17 protein-coding genes and 2 tRNA genes are annotated in these 21,525 nt (G+C 67.5%); 13 read left to right on the forward strand and 6 right to left on the reverse strand.

What is annotated here, in order from left to right; genetic code table 11:
* From AC1Q6E_RS18440 to uvrB, 4 genes are all read right to left on the reverse strand, one after another.
* Complete coding sequence (locus AC1Q6E_RS18440; RefSeq protein ID WP_152797388.1) at positions 1 to 1,212, reverse strand: IscS subfamily cysteine desulfurase; 1,212 nt, start codon at positions 1,210 to 1,212, stop codon at positions 1 to 3.
* Between the two features lie 31 nt (positions 1,213 to 1,243).
* Entirely contained in the window at positions 1,244 to 1,747 is a 504-nt protein-coding gene (locus AC1Q6E_RS18445) for an Rrf2 family transcriptional regulator (RefSeq protein ID WP_152797387.1), read from the reverse strand.
* A 235-nt stretch (positions 1,748 to 1,982) separates the two neighbouring features.
* The gene (locus AC1Q6E_RS18450) at positions 1,983 to 2,474 is read right to left on the reverse strand and encodes a low molecular weight protein-tyrosine-phosphatase (protein WP_087779776.1); all 492 of its coding nucleotides are present in this window, start codon (positions 2,472 to 2,474) and stop codon (positions 1,983 to 1,985) included.
* A gap of 249 nt (positions 2,475 to 2,723) precedes the next feature.
* Positions 2,724 to 4,907, reverse strand: coding sequence for an excinuclease ABC subunit UvrB (uvrB, locus tag AC1Q6E_RS18455; protein WP_492573243.1), 2,184 nt, complete (start codon positions 4,905 to 4,907; stop codon positions 2,724 to 2,726).
* Between the two features lie 150 nt (positions 4,908 to 5,057).
* Here uvrB and AC1Q6E_RS18460 point away from each other — a divergent pair, with 150 nt between their 5' ends.
* The 6 genes from AC1Q6E_RS18460 to AC1Q6E_RS18485 all read left to right on the forward strand — a co-directional run bounded on the left by AC1Q6E_RS18460 (position 5,058) and on the right by AC1Q6E_RS18485 (position 9,585).
* Positions 5,058 to 6,260 carry an amino acid aminotransferase gene (locus AC1Q6E_RS18460; protein ID WP_152797385.1) on the forward strand — a complete coding sequence of 401 codons (1,203 nt, stop codon included), beginning with the start codon at positions 5,058 to 5,060 and terminating at the stop codon, positions 6,258 to 6,260.
* Between the two features lie 122 nt (positions 6,261 to 6,382).
* Positions 6,383 to 6,458, forward strand: a tRNA-Asn gene (locus tag AC1Q6E_RS18465).
* Between the two features lie 252 nt (positions 6,459 to 6,710).
* Positions 6,711 to 7,679, forward strand: coding sequence for a Bug family tripartite tricarboxylate transporter substrate binding protein (locus tag AC1Q6E_RS18470; protein ID WP_296559679.1), 969 nt, complete (start codon positions 6,711 to 6,713; stop codon positions 7,677 to 7,679).
* A gap of 41 nt (positions 7,680 to 7,720) precedes the next feature.
* The gene (locus AC1Q6E_RS18475) at positions 7,721 to 8,080 is read left to right on the forward strand and encodes a DUF2946 family protein (protein ID WP_152797383.1); all 360 of its coding nucleotides are present in this window, start codon (positions 7,721 to 7,723) and stop codon (positions 8,078 to 8,080) included.
* Between the two features lie 66 nt (positions 8,081 to 8,146).
* Positions 8,147 to 8,629, forward strand: coding sequence for a copper chaperone PCu(A)C (locus AC1Q6E_RS18480; RefSeq protein ID WP_296559680.1), 483 nt, complete (start codon positions 8,147 to 8,149; stop codon positions 8,627 to 8,629).
* A gap of 137 nt (positions 8,630 to 8,766) precedes the next feature.
* Positions 8,767 to 9,585 (forward strand): alpha/beta hydrolase, encoded by an 819-nt coding sequence (locus tag AC1Q6E_RS18485; protein ID WP_152797381.1) that lies wholly within the window; start codon positions 8,767 to 8,769, stop codon positions 9,583 to 9,585.
* A gap of 7 nt (positions 9,586 to 9,592) precedes the next feature.
* On the opposite strand, the gene AC1Q6E_RS18490 is transcribed toward AC1Q6E_RS18485, so the two are convergent.
* Positions 9,593 to 10,192 carry an IMPACT family protein gene (locus AC1Q6E_RS18490; RefSeq protein ID WP_296559681.1) on the reverse strand — a complete coding sequence of 200 codons (600 nt, stop codon included), beginning with the start codon at positions 10,190 to 10,192 and terminating at the stop codon, positions 9,593 to 9,595.
* A gap of 73 nt (positions 10,193 to 10,265) precedes the next feature.
* Here AC1Q6E_RS18490 and AC1Q6E_RS18495 point away from each other — a divergent pair.
* The 4 genes from AC1Q6E_RS18495 (at position 10,266) to AC1Q6E_RS18510 (ending at position 14,188) form a co-directional block, all read left to right on the forward strand.
* Positions 10,266 to 10,341 (forward strand) — tRNA-Asn (locus AC1Q6E_RS18495).
* 123 nt (positions 10,342 to 10,464) lie between these two features.
* The gene (locus AC1Q6E_RS18500; protein WP_296559703.1) at positions 10,465 to 11,772 is read left to right on the forward strand and encodes an MATE family efflux transporter; all 1,308 of its coding nucleotides are present in this window, start codon (positions 10,465 to 10,467) and stop codon (positions 11,770 to 11,772) included.
* 188 nt (positions 11,773 to 11,960) lie between these two features.
* Entirely contained in the window at positions 11,961 to 12,638 is a 678-nt protein-coding gene (gene rnhA, locus AC1Q6E_RS18505; RefSeq protein WP_296559682.1) for a ribonuclease HI, read from the forward strand.
* A gap of 83 nt (positions 12,639 to 12,721) precedes the next feature.
* Positions 12,722 to 14,188 (forward strand): diguanylate cyclase domain-containing protein, encoded by a 1,467-nt coding sequence (locus AC1Q6E_RS18510; RefSeq protein ID WP_152797378.1) that lies wholly within the window; start codon positions 12,722 to 12,724, stop codon positions 14,186 to 14,188.
* Between the two features lie 10 nt (positions 14,189 to 14,198).
* Here AC1Q6E_RS18510 and AC1Q6E_RS18515 read toward each other — a convergent pair whose 3' ends face one another.
* Positions 14,199 to 15,503, reverse strand: a complete 1,305-nt coding sequence (locus AC1Q6E_RS18515) for a pyridoxal phosphate-dependent aminotransferase (protein ID WP_296559684.1) — start codon at positions 15,501 to 15,503, stop codon at positions 14,199 to 14,201.
* Positions 15,504 to 15,675: 172 nt separating this feature from the next.
* On the opposite strand from AC1Q6E_RS18515, the gene imuA reads away from it, so the two are divergent.
* From imuA to AC1Q6E_RS18530, 3 genes are read left to right on the forward strand one after another with little or no spacing between them, the layout of a single operon-like run.
* On the forward strand, positions 15,676 to 16,428 hold the full coding sequence (imuA, locus tag AC1Q6E_RS18520) for a translesion DNA synthesis-associated protein ImuA (protein WP_296559686.1): 753 nt from the start codon (positions 15,676 to 15,678) through the stop codon (positions 16,426 to 16,428).
* On the forward strand, positions 16,358 to 17,827 hold the full coding sequence (locus tag AC1Q6E_RS18525; protein WP_296559689.1) for a Y-family DNA polymerase: 1,470 nt from the start codon (positions 16,358 to 16,360) through the stop codon (positions 17,825 to 17,827). Before imuA ends, AC1Q6E_RS18525 begins: the two co-directional genes overlap by 71 nt.
* Positions 17,828 to 17,833: 6 nt before the next feature.
* Complete coding sequence (locus tag AC1Q6E_RS18530; RefSeq protein ID WP_492573244.1) at positions 17,834 to 21,082, forward strand: error-prone DNA polymerase; 3,249 nt, start codon at positions 17,834 to 17,836, stop codon at positions 21,080 to 21,082.
* The last annotated feature ends 443 nt before the right edge of the window (positions 21,083 to 21,525 follow it).

The following is a 21,525-nucleotide window of genomic DNA, read 5'->3' on the forward strand; positions in this document are numbered from 1 at the left end:
TCAGTGTGCAGCCCACTGCACCGTGTTGATGTCGATGCCGTCCTTGACCATTTCCCACAACGGGGACATTTCGCGCAGCTTGTCGACCTTGCCGCGTATCAGCTGGACAGTGAAGTCGATTTCCTCTTCCGTCGTGAAACGGCCGAGGGTGAAACGAATGGAGCTGTGCGCCAGCTCGTCGCTGCGGCCCAGGGCGCGCAGCACGTACGAAGGTTCCAGGCTGGCCGAGGTGCAGGCCGAACCGCTGGACACCGCCAGTTCCTTCACCGCCATGATCAGGGACTCGCCCTCGACATAGTTGAAGCTGACATTCAGGTTGTGCGGAATGCGCTGCTCCATGTCGCCGTTCAGGTAGACCTCTTCGAGGTTGGAGAGGCCCGCCCACAGGCGGTCGCGCAGCATGCGCACGCGTTCGTTCTCGGTCGCCATCTCTTCCTTGGCGAGGCGGAAGGCTTCGCCCATGCCGACGATCTGGTGCGTGGCCAGCGTGCCCGAGCGCATGCCGCGCTCGTGGCCGCCGCCGTGCATCTGCGCCTCGATCCGCACGCGGGGCTTGCGCCGCACGTACAAGGCGCCGATGCCCTTGGGGCCGCACATCTTGTGCGCGCAGAAGGACATCAGGTCGACCTTGAGCGTGGCCAGGTCGATGACGACCTTGCCGGTGGCCTGGGCCGCGTCGACGTGGAAGATCACGCCTTTCTCGCGGCAGATCCCGCCCAGTTTCTCGATGTCCTGGATGACGCCGATCTCGTTGTTGACATACATGACCGAGGCCAGGATGGTATCGGGACGGATCGCCGCCTTGAATACGTCCAGGTCGAGCAGGCCGTTCTCCTGCACGTCGAGGTAGGTGACCTCGAAGCCTTCCCGTTCCAGCTCGCGGCAGGTGTCCAGCACCGCCTTGTGCTCGGTCTTGACCGTGATGATGTGCTTGCCGCGCTCGGCGTAGAAATGCGCCGCGCCCTTGATCGCCAGGTTGTCGGACTCGGTGGCGCCCGAGGTCCAGACGATCTCGCGCGGATCGGCGTTGACCAGATCGGCCACTTGTTCGCGGGCGGTTTCGACGGCCCGCTCGGCATCCCAGCCGTAGGCGTGGCTGCGCGAGGCCGGGTTGCCGAACTGTTCGTACAGCCAGGGAACCATGGCGTCGACCACCCGCGGGTCCACCGGCGTGGTCGCCGAATAATCGAGATAAACCGGCGTTTTGATCATGACATCCAACCTTTGTGTTCTGCGCCGGCGCTCAGGCCGTCGCGGTGGATTCGGGAGCGCCCGAGCGGCGGTCCACCAGTACCGACTTGGCGGCGTTGGCTTCCTGCAACTCGCGCATGCGCTGCTGGTCGACCAGGTCCTGCAGGGACACCGAATCCAGGTACTCGACCATCTTGCGATTGAGCGTGGACCACAGCTCGTGCGTCATGCACTTGCCTGCCTTGCCGTCGTTGCCGCGGGTGCAATCCTGCTTGCCACCGCAATCGGTGGCGTCCAGCGGCTCGTCCACGGCGAAGATGATGTCGGCCACGGTAACGTGCCGGGCCAGCTTGGCCAGCGAATACCCGCCGCCCGGGCCGCGCATGCTGTCGACCAGCTCGTGCCGGCGCAGCTTGCCGAACAGCTGTTCCAGATAGGACAGCGAAATATTCTGGCGCTGGCTGATGGCGGACAGGGTGACCGGCCCGCTGTGCTGGCGCAGCGCCAGATCGATCATGGCAGTGACGGCAAAGCGTCCTTTCGTGGTGAGTCGCATTCGAAACCCCTGAGATGAACCGGCCGGAGCAAATCCTTAACGATTTACTCAAGTATAGCCAATTCCCGAATGTTTTTCTAGGGATTCGTTCGGGAAACTACGGAGGGGGGAATGTTGCGATGCAGAACAAGGAGCCAGGAAGCGCCCACTGGGCGCCCCGCGGCGGGGGCGCCGCCGGCAAAACAAGGCCCGGACGCGATCCGGGCCTGCAATGGGAACAACGTGAAACGACCGGTCAGGCCGCCTGGTATTGGGTAGCGCGCTTGCGCACGACCTCCAGCAGCCCCTGGCAGGCGTCCTCGATGTAGTCGAGCACCTTGGCGAAACCTTCCGGCCCTCCGTAGTACGGATCGGGCACGGTGGCTTCCTCGTATTCGTTGGCGAAGCGCATCAGCAACATCAGCTTGTGCTGGTATTGCTTGGGCGCCTGCTGTTGCAGCAACGACAGGTTGTCCCAGTCCATTGCCAGGATCATGTCGAATTCGCGGAAGTCGTCCACGCGGATCTGACGCGCGCGGATTTCGCTAATATCATAGCCACGCTTGCGGGCGGCAGCCTGCATACGGGCATCGGGCGGCTCGCCAATATGAAAGGCGTGCGTCCCGGCCGATTCTATACGGACAACGTCGGAAAGACCGGCGTCCTTCACCAAGCGGCGAAACACGCCCTCTGCGCTCGGCGAGCGGCAGATGTTGCCCATGCACACAAATAGTACCTTGGTCATCATGTCCAGAAGTGTGCGGGAAAACCCCGGATAGTTCAAGCTTTTTTTATAAGCACATGAAAATGCGGTGCTATAAAAATCTCTTTAGAATCATCGCGTTATCACCCACCCTTTAGAGAATGGGCACCATCGGAATATACGGTGCGCAAGAACGGTGCCATCGGCGGATCGCTGGCGGGCCCCCGGCCCGCACCATTTGAGTGCGCAACTATCTCGCGATGCACAAGTTTTCCGCCCTGGCGGCGGGCCTGCTCACCGCGACGGCGACCCCGCCGCGTTCAGGGCATCCTCGTCGGCCTGCTGCCCGCCGGCACCGAACACTTTCTGCTTGAGCGCCAGCAGTTGGTCGCGGGCCCGCGCCGCCTTCTCGAACTCCAGGTTGCGCGCGTACTCCAGCATGGCCTTCTCCAGCTTCTTGATCTCCTTGGCGATCTGCTTCTCGCCCATGGCCTCGAAACGGGCGGCCTCGAGCGACTCGCCGCCGTCCAGTCCGTCCGAAGGCGCGTAGACACCGTCGATCAGGTCGCGCACTTCCTTCTTGACCCCTTGCGGGACGATGCCGCGTTCCTCGTTGAAGCGCAACTGTTTCTCGCGGCGGCGAGTCGTTTCGTCCAGCGCGCGCCGCATCGAGTCGGTCATCCTGTCCGCATAGAGGATGGCCTTGCCGTTCAGGTTGCGCGCCGCCCGCCCGATGGTCTGGATCAGGCTGCGTTCGGAGCGCAGGAACCCTTCCTTGTCCGCGTCCAGGATGGCCACCAGCGACACTTCGGGGATGTCCAGTCCTTCCCGCAGCAGGTTGATGCCGACCAGCACGTCAAAGGTGCCCAGGCGCAGGTCGCGCAGGATTTCCACGCGCTCGACCGTGTCGATGTCCGAATGCAGGTAGCGCACTTTCACGCCGTGGTCGCTCAGGAAATCCGTCAGGTCCTCGGCCATGCGCTTGGTCAGCGTGGTGATCAGCACGCGGTCGTTGCGCGCCACCCGCTCGTGGATCTCGCCCAGCACGTCGTCCACCTGGTTCAGCGCCGGCCGGATCTCCACCACCGGATCGACCAGGCCGGTCGGCCGCACCACCTGCTCGACCACGGCATCGGCATGCGTCTTCTCGTAGTCCGCCGGGGTGGCCGACACGAAAATGGTCTGACGCATCTTGGACTCGAATTCCTCGAACTTGAGCGGCCGGTTGTCCAGCGCGGACGGCAGGCGGAAACCGTAGCTCACCAGGGTTTCCTTGCGCGAACGGTCGCCCTTGTACATGGCGCCGACCTGCCCCACCGTGACGTGGCTTTCGTCGATGATCATCAGGGCGTCGTGCGGCAGGTAGTCCACCAGCGTCGGCGGCGGATCGCCCGGCTTGGCGCCGGACAGGTGGCGCGAGTAGTTCTCGATCCCCTTGCAGAACCCGAGCTCCTGCAACATCTCGAGGTCGAAGCGGGTGCGCTGCTCCAGACGCTGGGCCTCGACCAGCTGGCCGTTGTCGACGAAATGCCGGGAGCGCTCGCGCAGCTCTTCCTTGATGGTGTCGATCGCGCGCAGCACGGTGGCGCGCGGCGTCACGTAGTGCGATCCCGGGTAGACCGCGAACCGCAGGATTTTCTGCCGCACCTTGCCGGTCAGCGGATCGAACAGCTCCAGCGTCTCGATCTCGTCGTCGAACAACGTGATGCGCAAGGCCAGTTCGGCATGCTCGGCCGGAAAGACATCGATCTGTTCGCCCCGGACCCGGAACGTGCCGCGCATGAACTCCGTGTCGTTGCGCGTGTACTGCATGGCCACCAGGCGGGCGATGACGTCGCGCTGCCCCACGCGGTCGCCGGTGCGCAGCATCATCACCATGTCGTGATAGTCGTCGGGGTTGCCGATACCGTAGATGCACGAGACACTGGCCACGATGATGGTGTCGCGGCGTTCGAGCAGGCTCTTGGTGGCCGACAGGCGCATCTGCTCGATGTGCTCGTTGATGGACGAATCCTTCTCGATGAAGAGATCGCGCGTCGGCACGTAGGCTTCGGGCTGGTAGTAGTCGTAGTACGAGACGAAGTACTCGACGGCGTTGCGCGGGAAGAACTCCCGCATCTCGGCGTAGAGCTGGGCGGCCAGCGTCTTGTTGGGCGCCAGCACGATGGCCGGACGGCCCATGCGGGCGATCACGTTGGCCATGGTGTAGGTCTTGCCCGAGCCGGTCACGCCCAGCAGGGTCTGGTACAGCAGGCCGTCTTCGATGCCTTCGCACAACAGCCCGATGGCCGCCGGCTGGTCCCCGGCGGGCGGATAAGGCTGGTAGAGCTGGAAGGGACTGCCATCGTACGAGACGAAACGGGGCTCGAAGCCCGGCACGCCGGCCGCTGCCGCCACCGGGCCGGCACCGTCTTGAACGCCGGGCTGGTCTCCGGGTTGGACCCCGGGTTGGCCCCCTTCGGAAGGCGTAGTCTGCATGCTAGACTCTTGTTTCATCAGGAAAACTTCGGCAGCAAAAGGGTCCCAGAGTTCCAGGCCCCCGATGGATTTCGCATTGTAAAAACCAACCTGCCATTATCCCCTGCCCCCCTTCTTCCTTCAACCCTGCGCGCTTAACGGACGCTTTTCATGACTTCGCTCTTCGCCGCCGTAGAACTGGCCCCTCGCGACCCCATTCTGGGCCTTACCGAACAATTCAACGCCGATACCCGCAGCAACAAGGTCAATCTCGGCGTGGGCGTGTACTACAACGACGAAGGCCGGATCCCTCTCCTGAAAGCGGTCCGCAAGGCCGAGCAGGCACGTATCGACGCCGCCGCCGCGCGCGGCTACCTGCCCATCGAAGGGCTGCCGGGCTATAACCGCGCGGTGCAGGAACTGCTGCTGGGCGCCGGTTCGCCGCTGATCGCCGCGGGCCGCGTCCTGACGGCCCAGAGCCTGGGCGGCACGGGCGCGCTCAAGATCGGTGCCGACTTCCTGAAACGGCTGGTTCCCCAGGCCAAGGTCGCCATCAGCGACCCGAGCTGGGAAAACCACCGTGCGCTGTTCGAATACGCCGGCTTCGAAGTCGTCAACTACCCCTATTACGATGCGGCCACGCAAGGGGTGAACTTCGCCGGCATGATCGCGGCGCTGGAAAACTATCCCGCCGGCACCGTGGTCGTGCTGCATGCCTGCTGCCACAACCCCACCGGCGTGGACCTGACCGCCGACCAGTGGACCAAGGTGGTCGAGGTGGTCAAGGCGCGCCAGCTCATCCCCTTCCTGGACATCGCCTACCAGGGTTTCGGCGACGGCATCGACGCCGACGCCACGGCCGTGCGCCAGTTCGCCGACGCCGGCCTGACCTTCCTGATCAGTTCGTCTTTCTCCAAGTCCTTCTCGCTCTACGGCGAACGCGTGGGCGCCCTGTCCCTGGTCGCCGCCGACAAGGACGAAAGCGGCCGCGTGCTGAGCCAGCTCAAGCGCGTGATCCGCACCAACTACTCCAACCCGCCCACCCACGGCGGCACGGTGGTCGCCCAGGTGCTGACCTCGCCCGAGCTGCGCGCCGAGTGGGAAACCGAGCTGGGCGAAATGCGCGAACGCATCCGCGCCATGCGCACCGCCCTGGTGGCCAAGCTGAAGGAGCGCGGCGTGGCCCGCGACTTCGGCTTCGTGATGCAGCAGCGCGGCATGTTCTCGTACTCGGGCCTGACCGCGGCCCAGGTGGACCGCCTGCGCGAAGAGCACGGCATCTATGCCGTCTCGACCGGCCGCATCTGCGTGGCCGCGCTCAACAGCCGCAACATCGATGCCGTGGCCGACGGCATCGCCGCTGTGCTGAAATAGCGCCCTAGAAGTAGCCCCCTACGCGCTTCGGGCGCCCCCCAGGGGGCGGCACCGGCGGAGCCGGATCCGCTGTGCCCTGGTTGCGCTCTAGCTTTTGGGCGTGCTATAGTCGTGGGCTCGATTCCCCGATAGCTCAGTCGGTAGAGCGACGGACTGTTAATCCGCAGGTCACTGGTTCGAACCCAGTTCGGGGAGCCAAGATTGAAAATGAAAAACGGACGCCTCTGGCGTCCGTTTTTCATTCCGGGCCCGCCTTCGCCATTGCCTCGGCCGCCGCGATCTGCGCCCGAAACTTCATTCAACATTCAATCTTGATCAACGCCAGGCCGTCCGGTAATTTGCCGCAGCACGGCCGATCCGGCGTCCGTTTTCGCAGCATGCCGGGACCGCGGTCATTCCCACGACGAGGCGGCGAGCACGCATCGCGCCCGCACCACCGGAGAAGACACCATGCAGAGACGCGCCTTGCTGTCGGCCGCGCTGGCCGGCCTGGCCTGCGCGGCCGCGGCGCCCGCCCGGGCCGACACGTTCCCGTCCCGCCCCATCCGCTTCGTCGTCCCCTTCGGCCCCGGCGGCGGCACCGACATCGTCGCCCGGCTCATCGCCCCCTATCTGTCGGCCGAACTCGGCCAGCAGGTAGTGGTCGAGAATCGCCCCGGCGCGGGCGGCGTGATCGGCTCCAACATGGTGGCCAAGGGTCCCGCCGACGGCTACACGATCCTGTTCGCCGACAGCGCGCGCACGATCGCGCCGTCCATGCAGAAGGACCTGCCGTTCGACATCGCGCGGGACCTGGACCCCATCGGCCTGATCGGCGGTACGCCCCTGCTGCTGCTTGCCCATCCCCAGGCGCCGGTCAAGACCCTGGACGAGCTCGTCAAGTACGCCAAGTCCAATCCGGGAAAGCTGACCTATGGCAGCTCGGGCAACGGCACGCCGCAACACTTCGCCGTGGAACTGCTGAAGTCCGCCGCGGGCATCGATCTGGTGCACGTGCCCTACAAAGGGGCGGCCGCGGTGGTGGCCGACGCCGTCGGCGGGCAGATCAACCTGGCCTCGGCCACCTACGCGCCGTCGGCCGAATACATACGCGGCAACCGGCTGCTGCCGCTGACCGTCATGGAGCCCCGGCGCCTGCCCGCGCTGCCCGAGGTCCCGGCCGCGGCCGAGCGCTATCCCGAGGTCATCATGAGCATCTGGTTCGGCATCATGCTGCCGATGGAGGTCGAGCCGGCCGTCCGCGCCCGGCTGGCCGAGGCGGTCGGCAAGGTCGTGGCCAATACCGAGTACGCCGGCAGACTGCGGGCCGCGGGATTCGAACCGATGCGGGAGACCCCGCCCCAGATGAAGGCCCGCATCGAACGCGAGGTGCAGTTGTTCGGCGACGTGGCGCGCAAGGCGGGCATCAAGCCCGAATAACCCGGGCGGGCTCCCGGCGGGACTGGGGTATCATCCGGCCCATGGCCGTTCACGCTTCCCCACGCTTCGTCTGGCTGGCACTGCTGTGCGTGCTCTGGCACGCGGCCCTGCCCATGGCGCACGCGTCGGCCAGCCCGCCACCATGGCTGTCCGTGCTGTGCACCGCGCGGGGCAACGCACCCGCGCCCCTGGATCCGCGCGACGGCGGCTCGCACGCGCTGGCCGCGCTGCAATGCCCGCTTTGCCTGGCCGGCTCGCATGCCGCCCTGCCCCCACCCACGGCCGAAGCGAAGATCGCGCTCGCGCGCGACCTCGGCCCCGCCTACCGGCCCATCCGGGCCATGCTGTCCCCGCCCGCCCCGTCCCATCTGCATTTCTCGTCCCGCGCACCGCCGGCCTGAGTCCACGCTCCATTCGATGCGCCACGCCGGCAGGCATTGCCGGCCACGATTCCAGACGAGACCCTCATGCAGATCCGAACGCTCACCCTGTCACTGTTGTTTTCCCTCCTGGCCGCCGGCCAGGCCGTCGCCCAGGGCCATACGGCCGGCGCCATCCAGATCGACCACCCCTGGAGCCGGGCCACCGTCACGGGCCAGCCCGCCGGGGGCGGGTTCGTCAAGCTGACCAACAACGGCGCCGACGACAAGCTGGTCGCCGTCCGCGCCGATGTCTCGGCCACCGCCGAGCTGCACACCATGCAGATGGACGGCAACATCATGCGCATGCGCCAGGTCGACGGCATCGCCCTGCCCGCGGGCCAGACCGTCGAGCTCAAGCCCGGCGGCTACCACATCATGTTCATGCGCCTGAAGGCGCCCCTGAAGGAAGGCGCCAGTTTCCCCGCCACCCTGGTCTTCGAGAAAGCCGGCGAGGTGAAGGTGGACTTCAGGGTCGAGGCGGCCGGCGCCGGCACCACAGGCCATGGCGCGGGCGGCCATCATCATTGATGCAGCGATCTGTTCCGGGAAGGCCGGCACGGGTCTTGCAATTGGACGAGAAAGGATGAATTCTTCTATTTCGGACACTTTTGGTTGCAACTCGTGCCCATGATCGCCCTGCCCCGCGCCCGGACCGGAACTGCCGCATGACTGCGTTGTACAACGGAATGACTCGGGAAGCGCTGGACGCTTCCTACAACAACTCGGCCGCCGTGCTCAACAGCGCGGTGCTGATGGCGGAATTCGATGAACGCAGCGCCAAGCTGCGGGCCGCCCATCCCCAATACCTGGACCTGCGCTACGGCCCCGCGCCCCGCAACCGCATCGATTACTTTCCCGCCGTGCGGCCAGGCCCGCTCATGGTCTTCATCCATGGCGACTATTGGCAATCCCGCGCGAAAGAGAACTTCAGTTTCCTGGCGGCCGGCCCGCTGGCCCATGGGCTCCATGTCGCGCTGGTGAGCTACACCCCGGCCCCCGAACAATCCCTGGACGGCATCGTCGGCGAAATCCGCGCCGCCCTGGGATGGCTGGGGCGGCAAGCCCCGCAATGGGGCACGGATCCCGAACGGATGATCGTCAGCGGCTGGTCCGCCGGCGCCCATCTGGCCGCCATGGTGCTCGATGAGCCCGGAGTCCGTGGCGGACTGGCCATCAGCGGCATCTATGACCTCGAACCCATCCGCCTCGGCTACCTGAACGACAAGCTGCGCCTGTGTCCGCCCGATGTGCGGCGGCTCAGCCCGCTGCTCCGCCCGCTCAGCCAGCGCGAACTTGTGCTGGCCTACGGCGCCGCCGAACTGCCCGAACTCCAGCGCCAATCGGACACCTTCGCCGCCGCCCGCACGGGCCTGCCCGGCGAATTGCTGCGGCTGCCCGATCGCAACCATTTCACCGTCCTGAACGACCTGGCCTCGCCCGAAGGCATCCTGACCCAGCGCGCGTGCCGCCTGGCCGGACTCTAGGGCCTGCTCAGAGCTCGTCCCGCACGGCCAGGACGGCGCGCCCCCGACTCAGGTCGGACAACACCTTGCGCAGCGCCTCCAGGCTGGGGCGCGGCACGCTCAAGGCCAGCGTCGCCCCCTGTTCATCGAATCGTTCCTGGATCACCTCGGCGCCATGCTCCTTCAACCGCGCCTTGAACAGGGGCAGCTCGGCGAAGGTGCAGGCGACTTCGGCTTCGGCCAGGTCCAGGAGTGGCACCCGCCGCCCCAGCCGCAGGCAATTGGCCGCGCAGCCGCCATAGGCGCGCACCAGGCCGCCCGCGCCCAGCAGCGTGCCGCCGAACCAGCGCACCACCAGCACCGCCACCCGGTCGCAGGACTGCCCGTCTATGGCTTGCAGGATGGGACGGCCGGCCGTCCCGCCCGGTTCGCCGTCGTCGTTGAAGCGATACGTGGCGCCGATGCGATAGGCCCAGCAATTATGGGTGGCCGTCGGATCGGCATGCCGCGCGAAGAACGCCAGCGCCTCGTCGGCGCCGGCCACGGGTGCCGCATGGGCGACGAACCGGCTCTTGCGAACCTCCTCGCGGTAGCTGCAAGGCGCCTCGAGCGTGAAGAGAGAACTCATGCGGCGAGTTTACCGCGCCCCTTGCGCCTTTCTTTGACGGCAGTCATTTTTCTGCTATAGTTATTGGCTCGATTCCCCGATAGCTCAGTCGGTAGAGCGACGGACTGTTAATCCGCAGGTCACTGGTTCGAACCCAGTTCGGGGAGCCAAGATTCAAATGAAAACGGACGCCCCTGGCGTCCGTTTTCATTTGGGCAGCCCGGTTCGGGCCATTCCATGGACGACCCGTGTCAGCCAACTCCTCCCCCCTTACCCACCGGCGCGTTCTTGCGATGGCCCTGCCCATCGTGCTCGCCAACCTGACCCAGCCCCTGATGTCGGCGGTGGATACCGCGGTGGCGGGCCATCTGCCCGGCCCCGAATATCTGGCGGGCGTGGCACTGGGCGGCCTGCTCTTCAGTTTTCTTTTCTGGGGCTTCGGCTTCCTGCGCATGGGCACGACGGGGCTCGTCGCCCAGGCCTGGGGCAAGGGCGACGAGCAGGCGCTGGCCGCCAGCGTGGTCCGGGCCCTGGCCCTCGCGCTGGCCATCGGTCTCGTGCTTCTCGTGCTGCAGCGGCCGCTGATCGCGCTGGTGCTGGACCTGCTGGGCGGCAGCGCCGAGGCCACGCGCCAGGCCATTGCGTACTGCTCGGGCCGGATCTGGGCCGCCCCGCTGGCCCTGGTCAACTACGTCGTGCTGGGCTGGCTGCTGGGATGCCAGCGCGTCCGGCTGGCGCTGGCCCTGCAGATCCTGATCAACGTGGCCAACCTGGGCGCCGTGCTGCTGTTCGTGCACGGCTTCGGCCTGGGCGTGGCCGGCATAGGCGCCGCGACCGCGGTGGCCGACGGCGCCGGCGCGCTGGCAGGCGGCATCCTGCTCTGGCGCTCGCATCGCGCCGCCTGGCCGCGGCTGCGCCTGGCGGTGTTGCGCGACGCCGCCGCGATGCGGCGCCTGGTCGGCATCAATGCCCACATCTTCGTGCGCACGGCCTGCCTGCTGGCCAGCATGGGATGGTTCGCCCACCTGGGCGCCACCCAGGGCGACATGGTCCTGGCCGCCAATGCGCTGCTGCTGAACTTCCTGAGCTTCATGGCCTTCGGCCTCGACGGCTTCGCCCATGCGGCCGAGGCGCTGGTGGGATCCGCCGTGGGCGCCGGCGACCGCCCCGGCCTGCGGCGCGCCGTGCGGCTGTGCATGGGCTGGGCCTTCGGCGGCGCGCTGGCCTATGCCCTGGCCTACCTGGCCGTGGGCCCATGGATCGTGAGCCTGCTGACCGACCAGGCGGCGCTGCGCGAAACCGCGGGCCGCTTCCTGCCCTGGCTGGCGTTGGCGCCCATCGCTTCGGTCGCCGCCTATCTGTACGACGGCATCTTCATCGGCGCCACCCAGACCCGCGTGCTGATGCGGGCCATGCTGATCTGCGGCGCGGCATTCCTGGCGCTGTCGCTCGGCCTGCTGCCGCTCCTGGGCAACCATGGGCTATGGCTGTCCTTCCTCGCGTTCAACGCCCTGCGTGGCCTGACGCTGCACCTGGCCGCGCCGCGCGCGCTCTATCGCGCCCCCTGGGCCGGGGCGGCCGCGCGGCCGGACGAAGTGTAACCAGTTATCCCCGCATCCTGTGGACAACGCTGGGGACAGCCCCGAAACAGGGCGAACCGACCCGCATCACAGCAGGCTTCGAGGTTCCCCGCCCACGAAATGAGCAAGCCCTGTTCCCGGCCCGCCGCCTTGACAACGGCTCGCCGGGCCGATTAAGGTCTCGCCCCTTGCATCGAATTGGTGACTCCATGGTTGTCTGGCTGAAAGTGCCCTTTGCCGAGAAAGACGAAGCCAAGGCGCTCGGGGCCAGATGGTCGCCGGCGCAGAAGAAGTGGTACGTCAAGGAAGGCGCCGACGCGGCCCCCTTCCAGCGCTGGCTGGATGCCGACGCGCCCGCGCAGCCGGCCGCCGCGCAACCGCAGCCCACGGGCGACGAGACCCCGCCCGCCGGCGGCGCCATCGTCTATTGCGACGGCGCCTGCCGCGGCAACCCCGGCGGCCCCGGGGGCTGGGGCGCGTGGATCCGCACCACCGAGGCCACCGTGGAAGTCTTCGGCGGTTCGCCGGACACCACCAACAACCGCATGGAACTGACCGCCGCCATCGAGGCGCTGCGCTGGCTGCCGCAAGCCTGCGAGGTCGTCGTCTACACCGACTCGCAGTACGTCGTGAACGGCATGACGCAATGGCGCCACGGCTGGGTGCGCAAGAACTGGAAAGACGTCAAGAACGTCGAGCTGTGGAAGACGCTGATCGCCGAAGCGGACCGGCACCGCGCGACCTTCCGGTGGGTGCGCGGGCACAGCGGACACCGCGGCAACGAACGCGCCGACGCGCTGGCCAACGAAGGCCTGGATCACGCCAGGCGCACCGGCAGGGGCGAAGTGGTGGTGCGCATCGTGGCCGAGCACGGCGCCGGCGGATAGCCACCGGACCGGTATCGCCGGAAGCAGCCCGGCCGGGCCGACATGCTCTATCCTTGTCGCGTCGACGTCAGCACGTTCACGCCATGCAAGTCGCCCCGCTCGCTCCCGATGAAGAACAACGGTTGTCGCTGCTGCAGGCCCTCGACCTGCTCGACACGCCTCCCGAACCGGCCTTCGACCTGATCACGCGGATCACCGCGAACGCGATCGGCACGCCGATCGCGCTGGTATCCCTGATCGACCGGGAGCGCCAGTGGTTCAAATCCCGGGTGGGGACAGAGATCTCCGAGACTCCGCGCGAATACGCCTTCTGCGCCCATTGCATCCTGGGCAACGGGCTCCTGCTCGTGCCCGATGCGGCCCGGGACGAGCGCTTCTTCGACAACCCCCTGGTCAACGGCGCGACCGGCGTGCGCTTCTATGCCGGCATCCCCCTGCGCAGCATCGACGGCCTGGCCCTGGGCAGCCTGTGCGTGCTGGATACGGTGCCACGGCAATTGAGCGCCAACCAGATCGACCTGCTGAACGATGCGGCGCAATTGGCCAGCCGCGAGATCACCCGGCGCGAGGCCGCCCTGCGCGTGCGCACGACCACCGAATCCTCGCTCGCGGCGGGAATGGCCGCGCTGGAGAAACAGGTCGAACAACGCACCCGCGAACTGAGCCATGCGCACGCACAATTGCAGACCCTGACGGATCACCTGCCGGCCATGATCGGGTACCTCGACCTCGATCTTCGCTACCGCTTCGTCAACGAGGCGTATCGAGTCGCCGTGGGCAAGACGTCCCGCAGCATCGTCGGCCATTCCCTGGCCGAGACCTTCGGTCCCGAGAAGGCCGGCGAGATCGAACGGCATGTGAAGCGGGCCGCTCGCCGCGGCCAGCGGGTCTCGTTCGAGATGCCGCTCACCTTCCCCGACGGCACCGTCCATTACGGCGCGGTCACGCTGATCCCCGACCGCATCGAGGACAGGATCGTGGGATTCCACAGCATCGTGCATGACATCACGGAACGGCGCACGCGCGAACAGGCCATCCGGCTCGAAGCCCGCCGCGACACGCTGACCGGTCTGCCCAACCGCCGCGCGGTGCAGGAACGCCTGCCCCGGGCCATGGCGCTGACCGATCGGCGCGGTGGCGCGCTCGAGGTCCTGTTCCTCGACCTGGACGGCTTCAAGCAGGTCAACGACACGCTGGGGCACGATCAGGGCGACCTGCTGCTGAAGGAAATGGCGCGACGCCTGAAGGCCGGCCTACCCCAGGCCGAACTGGTCGCGCGGCTGTCGGGAGACGAGTTCGTCGTGATCGTCCGGAACGACGCGGACCCGGTACAGGGCGAAACCCTGGCCCGGCGGATCCTGGCCGATATCGCCGCCCCCATGCAGCTTGCCGGACGCTCGGTGCAGGTCCATGCCAGCCTGGGCATCGCGGTCTACCGCGCGGGGGCCGGCACCCGCCCCATCCATCTGCTGCGCGCGGCCGACATGGCCATGTACGAAGCCAAGCGGGCCGGCAGGAACCAGTACCGCTTCAGCCCGGAGATGCACTGAAGCCGGGTCTCTATCCAGCCTTCGCCCCGAACTTGCCCGGTACGACGACGGCACGGTCGTCCGGCCCGGCATCGGCGGACGCCGGCGCTTGCCTGGCATGCTTGAGGCGGTAGTCTTCGAGGAACTTGGCAATGCGGCCGATGGCCTCGCGCAGGTCCGCCTCGTGCGGCAGGAACACGATGCGGAAGTGGTCCGGGTGCGGCCAGTTGAACCCCGTACCCTGCACCAGCATCACACGCGTGGCCTCCAGCAGTTGCAGGAAGAACTCGCGGTCGTCCTCGATGGGATAGACCTCGGGGTCCAGCCGGGGGAACATGTAGAGCGCGGCCTGCGGCTTGACGCAGGTCACGCCCGGGATGGCGGTGATCAGTTCGTAGGCCAGGTCGCGCTGCTGGCGCAGCCGGCCGCCGGCGGCGACCAGGTCGTTGATGCTCTGGTAGCCGCCCAGCGCGGTCTGGATCGCCCACTGGCCCGGCACGTTGGCGCACAGCCGCATGTTGGCGAGCATGTTCAAGCCGTCGATGTAGTCGCGGGCGGCGCGCTTGTCGCCCGAGACCACCAGCCAGCCCGCGCGGTAGCCGCAGGCGCGGTAGCTCTTGGACAGCGAATTGAAGGTCAGCGTCAGCACGTCGGTGGACAGGCTCGCCAGCGCGGTGTGGCGGGCGTCGTCGTACAGCACCTTGTCGTAGACCTCGTCGGCCAGGATGACCAGGCCGTGCTCGCGCGCGATGGCGATGATTTCCCGCAGCACGTGATCGGGGTAGATCACGCCGGTCGGGTTGTTCGGATTGATGACCACGATCCCCTTGGTGCGCGGGGTGATCTTGGCCCGGATGTCGTCCAGGTCGGGAATCCAGCCGTTGGCCTCGTCGCACAGATAGTGCACGGGCGTGCCGCCCGACAGGCTCGCGACCGCCGTCCACAGCGGATAGTCGGGCGTGGGCAGCAGCAGCTCGTCGCCGTCGTCGAGCAGCGCGTTGGTGGCCATCGCGATCAGGTCGGACGCGCCATTGCCCAGGTAGATGTCTTCCAGCGTCACCCCCTGCACGCCCTGCGCCTGGGTGTAGTGCATGACCGCCTTGCGCGCGGCGAAGATCCCCTTGCTGTCCGAGTAGCCCGCCGAGTTGGGCAGGTTGCGGATCATGTCCAGCTGGATTTCCTCGGGCGCATCGAAACCGAACACGGCCAGGTTGCCGATGTTGAGCTTGATGAGCTTCTGGCCTTCGTCCTCCATCTGCTTGGCGCGGTCCATGATGGGGCCGCGGATGTCGTACAGGACGTGAGCCAGTTTGTTCGATTTGCTGATGGGTTTCATGCACGGTCTTCCGTAGAGTGGGGCAGCAGCGCTCCCAAGCCAAGATACTAGAACATAGAACACGAAATGCCCAAAAGGCGGGATGGACGCGCCGGCGTTGCGATGACTTTCCACGGCTTGACTCAACAACTGTATATTTATACAGTACTCTGCCATAAGCCGATCCTGTCCCATGTCTTCTGCCGGAATCTCCACGCCGCGCGCCAGCACCGCGATCCATCCCCTCCTGTGGCGGGGATCGCAGCTCGCCCGCAACAGCCGTCCCGGCCTGGACACCGGCCATGTCGGGCTTTCCCGCCAGTTGCCCGACGGCGGATGGCCGCTGGGCAGCCTGACCGAATTGCTGCTGCCGCGGCCGGGCATAGGCGAAATCCGCCTGCTGCTGCCGGCGCTGCGGCGCTTGCCCGTCCAGCGCAGCATCGTCCTGCTCCACCCGCCCCAGCAGCCGTCCATCCAGGCCTGGCAGGCCCAAGGCATTCCCAGCCGGCAGTTGCTGTGGATCGCCCCGGCGCAGGCGGCCGATGGCCTGTGGGCCGCCGAACAAATCCTCAAGCAGGGGCATTGCGCGGCCCTGCTCTACTGGCCTTCCCGTCCGCCCGCGACCGCCCTGCGCAGGCTGCACCTGGCTGCCCAGGCCGGCGACACCGCCTTCTTCGCCTTCCGCCATGCCGAGGCCGCCCATGCGGCATCGCCCGCGCCGCTGCGCCTGCTGTTGCACCCCGCCGGCGATCAACTCCGCGTGGACATCCTCAAGCGCCGTGGCCCCGTCCACGACACGAGCCTGCTGGTGCCGCTCGCGCCGCCGCGCGCGACGGCGGCCGCGGATTCGATGCCCGCCTTTTCCGAGTCTTCCCATGCGCCTGTGGATCAGCGTCTACCTGACGCACCCCAGCCTCGACGCACTGAGCCTGTCCTGGCCGGATGACGCGGCCGGCCCGCTGGTGGTCCTCGAACGCGAGGCGGTCGTGGCCGTGACGCCCGCGGCCGCGCAGTTGGGCGTGCGGCCGGGCATGCGCAAGAAAGGCGCGGGCGCCCTCGCCCCGCATGCCGTGTTCATCCAGCGGGATGCCGGGCGGGAGCGGCAACTGCTCGATGCCACCGCGCTGGCCATGCTGCAATACACGCCGGAAGTCGCGCCGGGTCCCGACACCAGCGTCCTGCTCGACGTCGGCGCCAGCCTGCGCGCCTTCGGCGGCCCCCTGGCGCTGTGCCGGCGCGTCCGGCGCACGCTGGAACAACTGGGCTGCCGGGCCCGCGTCGGCATGGCGCCGACCGCCCATGGCGCCTGGCTGCTCGCGGCACGGGCCACGCCTGGTCCGCGCCGCGTGCTGCGGCAGGACCGGCTGCTGCGCCGGATGGCCGGGCTGCCCTGCCTGCTGCTGCCGCCGGCGCGGCCGCACCGGGCCTGGCTCGACGGCATCGGGTGCCGGACCCTCGCCGCCCTGATGCGCCTGCCGCGCGCCGGCCTGCAGCGGCGCTGCGGCCACGCCCTGCCCCACATGCTCGACCAGGCCTGTGGCCAGGCGCCCGAATTGTTCGACTGGATCCGCGCGCCGCTCCAGTTCTCCGCCCGCCTCGAACCGATCGCCCGCCTCGAACACACCGCCGCCGTGCTGATCGTGGCCCGGCGCCTCGTCCAGCAGCTCGCGGGATGGCTCGGCGCCACGCATACGGCGGCCAGCGCCATCGTCCTCCTGCTGGAGCACGAACGCGGCCGCCATGCCCGGCCGCCCACCCGGCTCATCGTGGCCCTGGCCCAGCCCGGCTGGCAGGCCGATCATCTGCTGCGCCTGCTCAAGGAACATCTCGAACGCCTGACGCTGGAGGCGCCGGCCATCGCCGTGGCCCTGCATGCCGACCAGCTCGTCTCCCGCGCCGCGCCCTCCGAGGCCTTGTTCACCGACCCCGGCGGCACCCCGGCCGACCACGACCGCCTGCTGGAACTGCTGACGGCGCGGCTGGGCGCGGATCGCGTGCTGGCCGCCCGGCCCCGCGCCGACCACCGGCCCGAAACCGCCAACCACTGGCAGCCGGCCTTGCCCCCGTCCCGCGCCGCGCCGCAGGACAGCGCCCCCGACGCCGAACGCCCCCTGTGGCTGCTCGCGCATCCCATCGCCCTGGTCCTGCGCCGCAACCGGCCGTACTACGGCACGCCGCTGCGCCTGCTGCGCGGCCCCGAACGCCTGGAAAGCGGCTGGTGGGACGGCGCCCCCGTCTCGCGCGACTACTTCGTGGCCGAAAGCGAAGACGGCATCCGCTACTGGCTCTACCTGGACCAGGCGCTGGACGAGCCGCGCTGGTACCTGCACGGGCTCTACGCCTGAATCGCCATGTCACCGTCCCCACCCTCGATCCCCTCCCTGCCCGGCTATGCCGAGCTGCAATGCCTGACGAACTTCACCTTCCTGCGCGGCGCGTCCTGGCCCGGGGAACTGGTCAAACGCGCCGCCGAACTGGGCTACGCGGCCCTGGCCATCACCGACGAATGCTCGCTGGCCGGCGTCGTGCGCGCGCATGAAGAAGCGAAGAAAGCCCCCACGCTTGCCGCTGACGCGGCGGCGCTGCCCCCCGAGGGGGCGCTTTTGCCTTGGGGCGGCCCGGCGGCAAAACAACACAAGCTGCGGCTGATCCTGGGCAGCCAGTTCCGGCTCGACGCCCAGGACGGCATCCCGCCCATGGACCTGATCCTGTTGGCCACCAACAAGGAAGGCTATGGCAACCTGTCGGAACTGATCACCTACGCCCGCCTGCGCGCCACCAAGGGCAGCTATCGCCTGCTACCCGGCGATCTTTCCCATCCCGAGGCCGGGCATGAGCATTTGCGCGGCGTGCCGGATTGCCTGGCCATCCTCGCGCCCGCCCACGGCGTCGCCCGCGATGTCCTTGCCCAGCAGGCCGGTTGGCTGGCGCGGACCTTTCCGGAGCGGAGCTGGATGGGCCTGTCGCTGCTCAATCGCGCCGGCGACGGCGCGCACCGCCAGACCGTCGAAGACGCCGCCCGCATGATGGACCTGCCCATCGTGCCCCTGGGCCAGGTCGAAATGCACGTCCGCTCGCGCAAACCCCTGCACGACACGCTGTGCGGCATCCGCCTGCGCCAGTCCGTGGCCGAATGCGGCTATGCGCTGGCGCCGAATGCCGAACAGCACCTGCGCGCGCGCGTGCATCTGGCCAAGGTCTACGGCGCCGAACTCATGCGGGAAAGCCTGCGCGTGGCCCGGCTGTGCACCTTCGACCTCGACGAATTGCAGTACGAATACCCCGAGGAACTGGTGCCGGCCGGCGCCACGCCCGCCACCTACCTGCGCGACGAGACCTATGCCGGCGCCAGACAGCGTTTCCCCGAAGGCATCCCCGACAAGACACGCGAACAGCTCGAAAAAGAACTCGAACTGATCAGCGAACTCCAGTACGAGGCCTACTTCCTTACCGTCTACGATCTGGTCAGGTTCGCCAAGAGCCGCCGCATCCTCTGCCAGGGACGCGGATCGGCCGCCAACTCCGCGGTCTGCTTCTGCCTGGGCATCACCGTGGTTCCGCCGGACGACAACTCGCTGTTCGGACGCTTCATCAGCAAGGAACGCAACGAACCACCGGACATCGACATCGACTTCGAACACCAGCGGCGCGAAGAGGTCATCCAGTACATCTACGAAAAATACGGCCGGCGCCGCGCCGCGCTGACCGCCGTCGTCATCAGCTACCGTTCGCGCAGCGCGCTGCGCGACGTAGGGCGCGCGCTGGGCATCGACCTCGCCCTGGTCGATCGCGTCGCCAAGGCCCACCAATGGTGGGACGGCAGGAAGAACCTGCTGAACCGGTTCGCGGAATGCGGGCTGGCAGCCGACTCCCCCGAAGCGCAATTGTGGGCCCGGCTGACCGAGCAACTGCTGGACTTCCCCCGCCACCTCTCCCAGCACCCGGGAGGCTTCGTCATGTCGCGCGGGCCGCTGTCGCGCCTGGTGCCCATCGAAAACGCCGCCATGCCCGACCGCAGCGTCGTGCAATGGGACAAGGACGACCTGGATGCCGTCGGCCTGCTCAAGGTCGACGTGCTGGCGCTGGGCATGCTGACGGCGCTGCGGCGCGCCCTGGAATTCGCCAGCCAGCGGCAGCGGAAACTGCTCGATCTCTACAGCATCCCCCCGGACGACGCCCAGACCTACGACATGATCTGCCAAGCGGACACCATAGGCGTCTTCCAGATCGAGTCGCGCGCGCAGATGAGCATGCTGCCCCGCCTGCGGCCGCGCACGCTGTACGACCTGACGATACAGGTCGCCATCGTCCGGCCCGGCCCCATCCAGGGCGGCATGGTCCACCCCTTCCTGAAACAGCGCGAACAGGCACGGCTGCACGGCCCGGCCCGGATTCCGTATCCCAGCCCCAAGGTCCGCAAGGCGCTGGCCCGCACCTACGGCGTGCCCATCTTCCAGGAACAGGTCATGCAGATCGCCATGTACGCCGCCGGCTACAGCGAAGGCCAGGCCGACGAACTGCGTCGCTCCATGGCGGCCTGGCGGCGCAAGGGCGACCTGGCGCGGCACTACGAACGCATCGTCAACGGCATGCTGATCCACGGCTACGACCGCGCCTTCGCCGACTCCATCTGCCGCCAGATCCAGGGCTTCGGCGAATACGGCTTTCCCGAATCGCACGCCGCCAGCTTCGCGCAACTGGCCTATTCCAGCTCCTGGCTCAAGCGGCACGAACCCGAAGCCTTCCTGGCCGCCCTGCTCAACAGCCAGCCCATGGGCTTCTATTCGCCCTACCAGTTGATCCAGGATGCCCAGCGCCATGGCGTGGCCATCCTGCCCGCCGACGTGCTGGCCAGCGGCTGGGAAGCCAGCCTGGAAGACACCGGCTGCGAACGCCCCGCCGTGCGGCTTGGGCTGAACCAGGTGCAGGGCTTGTCGGAAGCAGCCGGCCTGCGCATCCAGGCAGCGCGCGAACACCGGCCGTTTGCCGACGCCACCGACCTGGGCCGGCGCGCCGATCTCGATCGCCATGCCTTGCAGGCGCTGGCCGCGGCCGATGCGCTGCGCCGCCTGTCCGGCCACCGGCGCGCGGCGCTCTGGGAAGCCACCGACAGCGTGCCCCAGCGCGATCTGCTGCGCGACGCCATGGTGTACGAGCAGGCGCCGCTGCTTGACATACCCAACGAAGCCGACGACATCCGCGCCGACTACGAGTCCCTGAAGCTGACCTTGCGGCGCCATCCCTTGGCGCTGCTGCGCGACCGCCTGGCGCGGCGCGGCTTCGCCTCCGCCGAAGTCCTGCACACCTACCCTGACCGCCGCCTGGCGCGCGCCTGCGGCATCGTCACCGTGCGCCAGCGCCCGGGCACCGCCAAGGGCGCGGTCTTCGTCACGCTGGAGGACGAGACCGGGCAGGTCAACGTGATCGTCTGGCCGGGGCTGGTCGAAAGCCAGCGCCGGGAACTGGTGGGGGCGCCGCTGCTGGGGGTGTATGGCACGTGGCAGTCGCATCAGGGCGTGCGGCATCTGCTGGCCAAGCGGTTGGTGGATCTGACGCCGTTATTGGGGAGTCTGGTCGTTTCGAGCCGAAATTTCCATTGACAGCCAGGTTGGGGGAATTGCTCCGGCGGGCCTTGGGCGAATGTATGCGCGTCGAGGTCTGCTTTCGACTCATAGCTGAAGTCGGCGAACTCTAAGCAAGCAAAAAGAAAACGGTAGCGCCGAACAACACTGCCAATACTGCTACGACAGCCCACCAAATGCGACCATCTCGCCTTGCACAACGCTCGCAGACTCGAGCCTTGGTTCCTAATGTATACCCGGCGACTTTGATAAAAACGGATTGCATGGGGCCAAGCTCGACACCACATCTAAAGCAGATCCAAGACGTCTCAACCTTTAGAGCTCGTCGATGGTTGTAGCGGTCTCTGGCAAATACCACCAAAGCAACTGCAATGATGCTTACGAGAAGAATGTTAGAAGTAGTCATTGTTAGGCTAGTCTAGCGTCTACTCATGGCCGGTCAACTCTGTCGCAAACCGACC

It is taken from the genome of Pigmentiphaga sp. MLSB6-MA01 (assembly GCF_058793475.1).